The organism is Aureliella helgolandensis (assembly GCF_007752135.1).
GTDB classification, from domain to species: Bacteria; Planctomycetota; Planctomycetia; order Pirellulales; family Pirellulaceae; genus Aureliella; species Aureliella helgolandensis.
In genome coordinates this window covers 6,693,582-6,705,657 of record NZ_CP036298.1, presented here as the reverse complement: position 1 = coordinate 6,705,657, position 12,076 = coordinate 6,693,582, and the positions used below count along the sequence as shown (strand labels likewise).

Genomic DNA, 12,076 nt, shown 5'->3' with positions numbered 1-12,076 from the left:
CTTGTCGTGTTGCAAGTGTTTTATTCAAATGGCGAGGGTGCACTCTAAAATATACTGTAGCGACAATCATCTGTTCTTGCTCACGCGGCGGGTTGCTATGCAGACATTGGCGTTACGCGGCGGGGAGCGTTTCAGTGAGGCTGTTGGCAGCTTGTCGTGTTGCAAGTGTTTTATTCAAATGGCGAGGGTAGCATTCTAAAATATGCTGTAGCGACCATTATCTATCCTTGCTCACGCCGCGGGTTTCTATGCAGACAGGCCCATTCGAGACGGAGGGGGCAACACCGCTCTAGTGACGGGCCAACTCTGCTGCGGAATTCCACAACTCTGCATATTCGCGGTACATACGCTCAATCGGATACTCGGTGCAAACGTGTGCTCGGTTCTTTTTTCCTAGTGCAATTCGCAATTCAAATTCAGTTGCCATGCGCTGCAGCCCTGTCGTGTAGCCGGCGAGATCCTCGTGTGCGTAAACGAACGCACGATTGTCGATTCCCAGCATCCGTTGGTTGTCGGCAATATCGGTGGTTATGACGGGCAATCCGGTGGCCATGGCTTCTAGGAGTGAATTGGAGGCTGCTTCGGAGCGTGAAGTGGTGACGTTGACGTCGATGGCGCGGAAAGCGTGTTCGGGTTCGTCCACGTATCCATGGAAATAGACCGCGGAACTAATTCCCAGATCTTGCGCGAGTGCCTTCAAATTTTCGCGCTCGGGACCATCGCCAAAAATCGCCAGTCGCGTATTCGGCTGGTTCGCAGCAGCAAAGGCTCGCAGCAGCATGGGCAGATTCTTACTTGGTCGCAACGTTCCGATATACCCGAACACGACCAGGGACTCGTCTCCTTGAGTAATCTTCTGCCGCACCAGTGGGGAGCGACCTGGTGAAAATCGATGGACGTCGACGCCTGTTTTAATAAACGTCAGCTGCTTTTCGGAAACGCCATAATATTGCAGCGCAAGGTCACGAATCGTATGCGAAGTGACAATGACGCGATGGCACCCCGGCAGCAGCAATCGACGGATCCAGCGGCGTCTCCAACCCTTTCCATCCACATCTGCCGAGAGGCCGCACTCGTTGTGCAACACCGGGCGAAAACGGGCAATCTTGGCCGCGAGTACGGCATCGGTGGCGCCCCAGTTGTAGGTCAAAACCACTTTGGGGTTGATTTTTCGGACAGCTTTCCAGAGGTCGATTGGAAAGCGTATTGGCCCGCGCTTGGGTGGACCGGACACGACTTCTACTTGACACGCCCTGTCTAAAGTTGTGGCTGCTTCCATACGACCGCTTATCGACATCACCATATGCCCAGCGCCTGGCCCCATGGAATTGATCGTTCGTGTCACTCGCAATTCTGCTCCGCCGCGGCCATATTCCGGGAAAATATGCAAGAAGCGAACGGGTCGTTTTATTGGGGGCGGAGTCGGCATGCTGACTTCGGTGGGATGGTTCATGATGTGCAAGGTCTGGTTTAGCGCCGGCTAACCCGGTCGAATAGGTCGGCCAACTGGTGCGTCAGCTTGCGACCATCGAATTGATCTTGAGCTTCCCCCCATTTCCCGCCGTTGGTGGTCGATCGGTCAAGGCTGGAAAGTGCGGTGGAAATGCCCTGGACATCGTCTGCTTCGGCGATCGTGCCTAGCGAGAAGGTCTGAATAATCCTTGACACGGCTCCCGGTACGCACAAGGCTAAAATCGGCTTTTGATAGAGCAACATTTCGTAGAGTTTTCCGGGGACTTGCAGAGCTGTCTCTGGTTGCAACAGGAGGAATCCGTCGACTTCGGCCATTCGTCGCAGCATGGCGTCATGGGGAATCGGCGGCTTGATTTCAATCTGCTCGGCCACGTTGCGGTCGGCAGCGTATTTTTCTAGTTCAAAGGTTGGGTCGCAATATCCGACTTGTTCCAGGATGATCGTTATGCCTTGTTTTTTGAGCAACGCGATCGCGTCGACGATGGGCCGCGGATCACGATTGCGATAGAGGCTACCCGGGTGAAGCAAACGGAAAGCGTGCTGGGGGGGAGGCAGCGTCTCAAAAGTTTGGAGATGCGAATCGACGCGCGACCGCAATTCTGGATCAAATCCATTGGGGATCGCGACGAATTTCTCGCTCGGAATCGAGGGGTAGCTGTGCACGAAGTCGAGCCTCAATTCTTCGGTGTTCAGAATGACTGCAGCGGCAGCGTGAACGCAACGGCTTTCGAGCCGAGCCACCCAGCGATTGGCCAGCCAGGATTTATTGCGTGGTCCCCAGGGCACTCGCGTCCAGGGATCACGAAAGTCAAGTACGAGCGGTAAGTTTGCGCGGCGCGCAATGTCATGTCCAACCATTAGCGTTGAGAATGGAGGAGCTGTGGCATAGATGACAGCCGGCTGTTGCTGTTCGACAATTGCAAGCCCCCGAGCGACCGCATTTTTTCTCCAACCAATGCGATTGTCAGGAATCGCAAAGCATAATTCGGTAATCTGCTTGCGAAGACGCGATATGGTTGAACTAACAATACGTCGGGAGGGGGCCTTAGACGAAGCATCGCAAGGACGTGTTGTTTGGCTTTTCGCCTGCGTCATCGGGCGGCGATAGGCCTTGCGCAAACGGTTTTTAACGACTTCTTCAATGCGAATTAGGTCTACTTGCTGGACGTCGATGCCGGTTGGAACAAGCTGCAACAGCTTCGAGTCAATCTGTGAGTCAGCATTGGGGGTTGCGGTAAGAATTACCGAGTTCCACTCTCGCTCCCGGAGCAGTCGAGTGAAACGGAGTGTTCGGTGGACTCCCGCACTTGCACAGGGCGGGAAATTGAAAGCGACGATCATCGCAAGGTGAGAGTTGGAGTTCACGGGGACGATTGAGTGAGAGATTTCGGACATGCAACTATAGGAGTTGGAAGGGCTGAAGTCATCCGCGGCTGGGAAACATGCCTGCCTGGCTGCGCATGCGTGAGGGACGTCGAGGTGTCAGTAGAGGGCTGACAGGCCAATGCTCTATTGCATTAAGACCGGGAGAACCAGCATATGAAACGCAAGTGACTGAAGCCAATGCATCTTGGGGAGGTTCGGATCTGCTTGCCTTTTGCACCGTTACTTCACAGAGTCAACTGAATCCAAATAGGCACCATAATGGAACGCAACGGCGCGCACTACGGGATGCCCTTCTCCGCTGGCGTTTCTAGCTCTTCTTCTAGATTCGATGGATCCATAGCTATTCCCGCAAAGGCGGTGCAGCATACCGCCAGCCATAGAAACCATTCACCGTCAAGAACACTGGTGAAGAAGGCGCACACAAATTGGTCTACGACTACCGCTAGCAATACGACTCCCAGCAAAGCGCGATTGGAATCTCCCGCGTGGGAGTAATGAAAAGCAGTTCGTACCGCTAGCCACGTACTACTTGCAATTGCAGTTAGGAGCAGTAGCAAGCCTTGGATTCCCCAGCCTGCAGCGATATCGAGTGGACCATTATGGACGGAGCGGAATTCGGGGCGAAAATGTCGGATGTATTCTACACCGCGTGGACTTGTGAAAGCCGCCTCTCCGCCAGATCCCAATGGATAATCGCCAATCATATGGAGGGCGGCCTTCCAATAGAGCAGTCGCTCACTAGCAGAACCATCTCGTTCTTCTTCGGATGCAAAGATGGAATTGAAACGCTCCCAAATGGCATCGTTCTGCGCCATGGTTAGAACGGCAACTACTCCAAGTGTGCATAGAATAATGGCACGCTTGCGGGCCGCTCCCCGCGCCAAAGCTAAGATGGTAATACCTGCAGCGATCAGCCCCAGATAAGCTCCACGGCTATTGCATCTCAGAATTGTCTCAAGAATTAGAGGAGCACACAGGAGTGATGCGATGGCGTAGAACTGATTTCGCATTGAAATAATAAAATAACCGGCGAGGGGGAGACCGAGCGATAGTACGGCAGATCCTCCATTTGCACCCTGAGCACCTGGAAAGCTAAATCCCTCAAGTCTTCCTCGTTCAATGGAACCTTGTCCCGCAAAAACCACTTCGTACCCGACAAAGCCACAGCCTAGGACAATGGAGAAGAGAAACAGCTCAACATCCTGCTCCGTTCGTATACTGAATAACAACAATGCGGACGCCAAGCAGCCCTTCCACAAAATGTCGAACACTTTGCTGCTTTCGGGAGGGTAATCTGCCAACATCGCGTTGACGAAAAAGGCGTTGATCGCAATTGCACCGAAGAGGAACAGTAGGCGCTTGGAGGCATCGGTCGACTCTCTTCGTGAATTCCAATGGATCACGTTGGCAATAATCATTACGCAGGCGGATACCAAGCTCCAACGCAGAGTCATCGAACGCAGCATGCCTCCACCAAACCACCAGAAGGCGGGACTTGCAAAAAAGACCATGGAGTTGGCAAGAGATGCATAGATTGGGCGTCGTAAGGAAGCCAGCGACAACCCAACGAAACAAGCAAACCAGACAAGAGCGGTCAAGTTCATCTAGGGAGAATACTCCGGTCGGTCGTGGTTTTGTGAATCAACGCAGTGAGGCGATCACTTTGAAGGTTCGTGAAATTCGCTAGCCCTCGTTCGCTATAGACCTCTTGCAGAGTTGCTTGAGCAGATTGGGCAATCTGCAGTCTGCGGTCGGAATCGTCGAGCAATTCGCGTATGGTATCGCTTAAATCGGCTAGATCCCATCGAACGGGAACGTAGGATTCGTGCTCATGAAAAATGTTGGGCCAGGTCGAAAGATGGGACACGCTGGGTTTGACCAAGCAGGCACCATTGAGTACTGCTTCAAAATCGCGGTAGCATATTTCACCCCATCCAAAGGGGCTGACGACGATCTTAGCACGCCGCATTTCTTGCACAAACTGCTTTCGCGGCACTGGGGTTTCACTGGTAGATTCAATCGGCATGTCGCTTATGCGCTGCCGCATATCGGCACGGTGTCGTTGGTAGACTGGTTCGCCACCGCCTCTAAAACGACAATGCACATCAATATCTCTAGGGCTGCATGCATCGATGAATCTTGGAAGTGGTGCGGTTTTTAGAATGTAGAGCTTTAGCATTTCTTCAACACTACCCAGATTCAAGTAGTTCCCAAAACCAACGTTCCACCCGAGCTCTATTTTGTGGCGTTCTTCGGGGGAAGCCGGGAGCGGTACTCCGGGGGTGAATTGAAGGTCGTCGATCCCATAATGCCGCACGAAGAAATCGGAATGGAGACGGTTGCAGATCAATTCGCGGTTGTAGACTTCTAAGTCCGAATAGAGTTGGCCTTTCCAATAGGCATCGACCAAGGGGAGAACTTCGAATTCGGTATTGCCAGCGCTGTCGCGATTGTCAATCCAAATTATTTTGTCCGTGTGTTTTCGCAATTCCTCCAGAGAGCGAAGTTTCTCTGCGAGCGGTTTCCCTTGAAAGAGCTTGCACTCGATCATCGTTATTTTCGAGGGAAGGGACTGCGCTAAACTATAAGAAAAACTTGTTTGTATTCCGATAGACTTCAATGCGCGGCCACATAATGCGTATGGATAGAATACTCGTGATGGCACACGAGTTTTTAGCAATGATGACTTGCGTGAGATGATTTTTAAATTGATCAAATGAGCACTCAGGCAAAAAAATGCGTCATATCGGTTCTAGTTAGATCGCGTTCACATTTGATAGTTGCACAGCAGCTGGGGGAGCGAATGGGGGCGTATACCGCGTCTGTGCAACTTTTCAACTATCTATATTACAATTAGCTCAACGCGCATTCGTTTAAGACAAGCCTTTGGATTCTACGTGCTCTATGTGGCATAGCAGTAGCTCTTCAGTAATTCGACATGCCGAAACCATAGTTCGAGTGAAATGACTCGAAACCAAAACTGGCTTGGTCCGCCTTTGTCTCGCTTACCATGTAAGTGAGCTATGTGTTCTCGATACAATGGAAGCAGGGCATCGGATTGGAGAATAGACCTCATCTCTGTAGATAGGTTGGCTAATAGTTCTTCAACTTCATCACGGAATAGACTGAACAGCCAATCACTTTGTGGGATTGGGAATCCGAACTTGTCTTTTCGATCTAGGACTTTGCTAGGGAGTATGTCCGCCATTCCATCTCGAAGCAACCTTTTATTTTTTCCGTCATTCATGAATTGCCAAGGAGGGACGGTGAAAACGAATTCGACTAATCTATGATCGAGGAACGGCAATCGACTTTCTATGGAATTCGCCATCGAGTTGCGATCTTCAACTCGAAGATATATGGGGAGCTTTGCAATGAATAGGGATGCTTGAAGTTGCTGCTTCAAATGGCTATTTACGCGCTGGAGGTTGAGGGGCTGCAATCTCGTTGCAGTGGATGCAAAACTCTCTTGAGTTAGTTGGTAGCATTTGCTCTGACTTGGTTTGCCCGTGATTCCGAGATCCCGAAGTTTTGGGCCCAAGTAGGAACGTACCGAGAGTTTTGCGGAATCCCACAACAGGCTTCGTACTGTTGAACGAGAAACTGCACGCGCGCCGCGAGCTGCACGGTAGGCCTGCAACGGCCCTCTGCTGAAAAATGTGTCAATCAAGTAGGGAGTCACATAGGCGCCATAGCCTGCCAGCGACTCATCTGCTCCCTGCCCGTTTAGAACAACCTTAACTCCATTCTCACTCGCAAGTTTCATTACCGAGTAAGATGCAAACGCTGCAAAACTGTGAAACGGTTCATCATGAAATCCAATCAATGCAGCCAGATCTGTAACTCCCCTTGGGACCGGCGTTGTCATAAAACATTGAGATTTTGACTGTTTTACAACTGCTCGAATCTGAGGTCTTTCGTCGTACTGTTGATAGCACGCCGAAAACGTCTTCCGTGATGTACTTGAAATAATCTTGTTGTCTTCCAAGTGACTTAATCCACAGACAATTGCGCTCGAATCTAGCCCTCCAGATAGGCAGGTTCCCACCGGAACATCACTCCGAGTTCGCAATTTAAGAGAGCTAAGAAATAATTCACGAAACTGTTCACTTGGTCGCTGATGGTGCGTAGAATACGCCCGTAATTTCCAATAAGCTGCCTCTGTGAAACCAGACTTGTTCGCGACAATTCGGTGCGCCGGTAAAACTGAGTAGATGTTCTCAAAAAATGTGTGCGGCGCGATGTCCAGGTCTCCATGCTCAAGATAAGAGTAAATCGCGTCCTGGTTAGGCTCCGCCGGAGTCTCCATTAAGGGGAAAAGTCCCTTGATCTCGCTTGCGAAAATTAGTCCATTCTTGGTGCGGCGGTAAAACAGTGGTTTCTCACCAAATCTGTCTCTCGCAAGCATGAGTTGGCTTTTTTCGCTATCCCACCAACAAAATGCAAACATGCCATTTAGCTTGTTAAGGCAATCCTCGCCCCACTCGATCAATCCCTTCAGCAGTACTTCTGTGTCAGATGCCGTTTCAAAATGGTGCCCCTTGGCAACAAGCTCTTCACGTAATTCCAGATAGTTATAAATTTCTCCATTGAAGACGAGAGTGTGCACGCCTCTTGCATCTGAAAATGGCTGTCTGCCTTTGTCTGAAAGGTCAATTATCTTTAGACGCCTGAATCCGAAGCTGCATTTGAGTGATTCAAAGTAACTTGCATCATCTGGACCTCTGTGCGAAAGCAGGGAGTTAGCTCGCTCCAATTGTGCAAGCCATTGACGCGTATCTTCTGAGAATGAGCATACACCTACAAAACCGCACATTACAAATTTGGCCTAAGTTGTAATAGTCTGAACAAACGTGGATAGAAAATTTTGCGTTCTGAACCATAGAGAACAATCAGTACGAAAAGTACTGTCACAAACATTACGGAGCAGGTTGCTTGAGCGAATAGCTCTAACCACGTCACGGGAGGTGGAATCAGAATTGCTTGACTCCAGAACGCTATGCATGTAGCTGTTGCCAACAGTATCGGTCGAACAGCGGTTTCCCTAACAATACGCGACGCAGGCAGGGAAATTGCTCTTGCTACAAAGTAGGGATGAACAATTAGGTGAAATATTGACGTAGAGATGACGGTACCTAGGGCCACACCCCATACTCCCAGATATTGAACTAGGCTAAGGCTCAGAATTAGATTCAAGACACTCTCAGGCAGCAAAAGCATCGCTAATAACTGGTGGTGTCGGCGAGCCAACATTATTTGCCGGCCGACCATCTGCCAGCAAACTGCAACTGCGGGAATCGTTAAAAATGTTATAAGATGTGAGGCTACGCGAATTGTCTCAGCAGTTGCGGAATTCTTAAGCCAAATGTGAAAAAATGGGTGAGCGTAATAGGAGGCCACAACTGCCAAAGCAAGCGCGAGCCCCAGGATTAGTCGTGTTGCAGTTAGATAGATTGTTTGCAATTGCGAGATATTACCACGCGCATCCAATTTTGTTGCGGCAGGAAACAAAACGGTTGCAACTGGCCACACGACACGGTTGAAATGAGAAATCATCGATGTGGCCAGTGCGTATGGTGCAATAGCTGCCGCAGATAGCATTCCACCAATTATAACCATGTCGCTGTAACTAGCGATCCGTTCACTTGCATTGCCTAAGCTCGTCCAAGTCCCAAACCCGAGAAAGTTCTTGATCGTTTGCCTATCAATATATTTTCTTCGGATAGCCAATGCGGGGACGTATCGCTTTGCGAAGACGGCTCGAGCGACATAGTCTGCGACGTTCGTGACTGTCATCGCAATTGCAAGCGAGAGAATACCGCCCCCGAAGGAGAGTGCGGAATAAGCTAACGCAGCGTACGCAATTCGAGACACGATTCCAATGATGTTTGCTACGTCGAATCGTTCCGCTGCACTCAATGTGGAGCTAAACACGAGAAATGGGAATTGTACGGCCACTCCTATACCTAGGAATAAAGCACATATCGCAACGTCTCTTGCAGATGTGTCTGTGAGATTAACAAAACTCGGTAGCCAGTAAGCTACAGCACACGTTACGACGAGAATAACAATGCCAATACCCAGCAAGGAAAAAAAACCTGAACTCGCAACACGCATTAGTGCTGTGTCGTCTCTCTCTCCAATGGATCGAGATAAATACTGTATTAAGCCCGGACGAAATCCAATGTCTATTAAGCCGTAGTAGCCCGTAATACTAATTAGCAGTGTCCAAAGTCCGTACTGAGTTTCACCAAGTTTCTCAAGCACCAGCGGTGTTAGCAGTAGGGTGATTACGATCTGCGCAGCATATCCGGCCCACCCGAAAAAAATGTTGCGCAATACTTGGGTAAGAGGGCTCACTAAATGTTAACCAATGATTTCAAGATCACACTTCTTAGCCTGACGAATCGTAATTCGAAAAGGAACACTGCTTATTCTGAATACTCAAACACTGCGGCATGTAAATTATGACATGCATTTCGCTTGACCAGCGCATCTCGCAGCGCGGACTTCGTTCCGGTGGGTGGCACTCTCGCGAGTGCCCCCTGTTGGGGTAGTTTCGATGCTGGTTTGATCGAGCTTAGGTGACGCTCAGGGATATAGAACAGTTCTGAGGCAATGGTGGAACGAAAAACAGGAACGGTGCAGCCTCCAGTCCGCTTGTAAGGATTCTCTTAGTCATTTGGATACAACTGACTACACTGTTGCTCCATGCGCGGCTCCCATTGTACCCCCTTGTTCCCGATCCACTCTGTTCTACGTTGCCCTCTCTATTAAAACCCGATTAGGCCGGAACTGAATATGAGATCCACTCAGCCGGGCAGATCGACGTGAACGCAGGTTGGTTGCGCAACCTATTCCGAATGCTCAACTTCCGCATGTTGATTGTTCTGAGCTCAAGGCGTTGTAAGTATGCATTGAACACTGGAAACCTCCACTGAGTGCAGGGAGGCCTGCTACAAGGGCAGCCGCAACGACGCTTCTGTCCGCCTTCATTTTGTGGAAACCGCTGGCCAGCTAAGTGACTGCAACTGAAGAAGAAGATCGTTGGCAACCCCTCGAGGTTGCCCAAACGCATGGGCTAACCCTAAGGCCAGCAGCGCAACTATTGGCTCGACCTAGAGATCACACGGTGGTCTCGACCGGTGCCCGGGAAGGCAAGACTAATTGAGGGGCAGATCGTTGAATAACCCTCGCCATCGTGGTGAAGCTCGATTCTCTGAGCATGCGGTCAAGCCGTGCGTGAGTGTTGTGCAAGCCGGTATAGTGCCGCATGCGTGTTTTCAGGCCGGCACCGGCGATGGTGGGCTGCTTGGGATCGATTTCCCAAGGGTGAATGTAGAACATGGCTGGATGCTCCGTCTTGCGGACCTGCTTCATCGCTCGGCGTGAAACCGAATAAGGGAAGATCCGGAAATAGCCACCGCCAATCGGAATGTTCAAACCTGGCAGATGCCAAGCCGACGGTGGGAATTCAATGATGCTGCCCGTTTCCGTTTCCAACCGATGGATCTCGCGTTTGGCACCCGGCATACCGTAACGATCGTGTCCCTTGATCGGGAAAATACTTGAGTCGACCGTAAAGCCCTTCTGGACCAAAATGTCCAGCGCCCACAGGGAACGACTGGTGATCGAAAAACTGGGCGCACGATAGGCCGAGACTTCGACACCACAAGCATTGTAAATGGCGTCCACACTATCGCTCAGATCGGTCGCAAAATCCTCGGGACTCTGATCGTAAACCAACTGATGCCAATATCCGTGCGAAGCCACCTCATGACCCGCGTGATGAATTCGTTGCACCAATTCCGGATACCGCTCGGCTACCCAACCGAGAATGAAAAAAGTGCCTTGCACACTGTGTTGATCCAGTAACTTTAACAATCGATCCGTGTTGCCCTCGACTCGTGACTCGTATTTGTCCCATTGCTTGCGGCTCACGCGATTCTCGAAGGCCGACACTTGGTAGTAATCTTCGACATCGACCGTAAAGGCATTGGGAATGGAGGAACTCGTGAAGACGCTTCCACTCAGGTGCTTGGGGGGAGCCACCGAAAAACTTGGTCGACGCTCTATGGCGGGTGGACGAAATGCGAGCGAGGTTGTGGCTACAGCGGGTTGCACGTCCGTGCCGGGAGTGGAAGCCGTTTGGGACTGGTCATGTGAGGGATTCCACAGCTGATCCTCAGGCGTATCGAACTGGTACCCGATAGCGGCCAATTCACCTTCGGATATCGTTTGTTTGAGGCGTGTGAGACGCATGGCTCTTTCACCGCGAATGCCAATCATGCGGAGCATGGTTGCAAACAGCATTCTGGCGTCGAGCCACGGATTGGCACAGGCGATGTAACGCAGATCGAGAATCTGCTTGCAGCGGGTGATGTTGATGTTGGTGTCGGGCTCGAGGTTGACTTGCGAAAGTCCGGTGACACCCGGTTTAACCGCATGTCGCAATTGGTATCCTGGAATCAAACGCTCCAACGACTTGGTGATTTCCGGGCGTTCGGGGCGCGGACCCACCAACGACATCTCGCCGCAGGCGACGTTCCACAATTGCGGAAGCTCGTCGATGTGCAACTTTCGCAGGATGCTGCCAATCGGCGTAATGCGTGGGTCGCCTTTGACACACCATTGCACCTTGCCGGGTCGTTCTGCGTCGCACCGCATCGTTCTCAATTTCACAATCTTGAACAACTGGCCATGTTGGCCAACGCGGGTCTGAAGGTAGAAGCCTGGGCCGGCCGAGGTGATTCTCACCAAGCACCAGAAGACCGCGATGATCGGTGCCGCAGGCACAAGCAGAACGATGCCGACGATTTGATCGAACACCGATTTAATCGCAATGTAGCGCGTTTGCATGGAATGTTCCCCAATCGTGCCGCGACGTGTTTGGAGATGCGGGTTTGCCTGCGGCCTATCTTTTCGAAAGATACCGGAATCGTTGGAATCCGATTCAGGCATGCAGGGTGCATCCGTAAAATTAAACGACATCAGGGGCCTCATATGCTCTTGTATCTAAACTTGATGGCAATCGCTTCTTCAATTACTGAGAATTGAGGGCAATGGGAAGCGTGTTGGATCTGTACGTAAGGTGTTTGTTAAGTATCGATCGGAAAATAACTGTCGTAGCTACGTTCGCCAGAACGTGGACTCCCCGCAGTCTGGCGACCGCAGCTACGTGTTCGTTGGACGTTTCTCACTAAACGCCCCTTCCGAC

7 protein-coding genes are annotated in these 12,076 nt (G+C 51.0%); all 7 read right to left on the bottom strand.

The window, feature by feature from the left end; all coding sequences use genetic code 11:
* Positions 1-289: 289 nt before the first annotated feature.
* Positions 290-1,453 carry a glycosyltransferase gene (locus Q31a_RS23585; protein WP_145083261.1) on the bottom strand — a complete coding sequence of 388 codons (1,164 nt, stop codon included), beginning with the start codon at positions 1,451-1,453 and terminating at the stop codon, positions 290-292.
* A 17-nt stretch (positions 1,454-1,470) separates the two neighbouring features.
* Entirely contained in the window at positions 1,471-2,868 is a 1,398-nt protein-coding gene (locus tag Q31a_RS23580) for a glycosyltransferase (RefSeq protein ID WP_145083258.1), read from the bottom strand.
* A 269-nt stretch (positions 2,869-3,137) separates the two neighbouring features.
* Positions 3,138-4,463 (bottom strand): O-antigen ligase family protein, encoded by a 1,326-nt coding sequence (locus Q31a_RS23575; RefSeq protein ID WP_145083255.1) that lies wholly within the window; start codon positions 4,461-4,463, stop codon positions 3,138-3,140.
* Positions 4,460-5,410 carry a glycosyltransferase gene (locus tag Q31a_RS23570; protein ID WP_145083252.1) on the bottom strand — a complete coding sequence of 317 codons (951 nt, stop codon included), beginning with the start codon at positions 5,408-5,410 and terminating at the stop codon, positions 4,460-4,462. Before Q31a_RS23570 ends, Q31a_RS23575 begins: the two co-directional genes overlap by 4 nt.
* Positions 5,411-5,761: 351 nt before the next feature.
* On the bottom strand, positions 5,762-7,675 hold the full coding sequence (gene asnB, locus Q31a_RS23565) for an asparagine synthase (glutamine-hydrolyzing) (RefSeq protein WP_145083249.1): 1,914 nt from the start codon (positions 7,673-7,675) through the stop codon (positions 5,762-5,764).
* Positions 7,675-9,219 (bottom strand): lipopolysaccharide biosynthesis protein, encoded by a 1,545-nt coding sequence (locus Q31a_RS23560; RefSeq protein WP_145083246.1) that lies wholly within the window; start codon positions 9,217-9,219, stop codon positions 7,675-7,677. The genes asnB and Q31a_RS23560 overlap by 1 nt, the downstream gene beginning before the upstream one ends.
* 765 nt (positions 9,220-9,984) lie before the next feature.
* Positions 9,985-11,850, bottom strand: a complete 1,866-nt coding sequence (locus Q31a_RS30975) for an XrtA system polysaccharide deacetylase (protein WP_231690911.1) — start codon at positions 11,848-11,850, stop codon at positions 9,985-9,987.
* Positions 11,851-12,076: the final 226 nt, after the last annotated feature.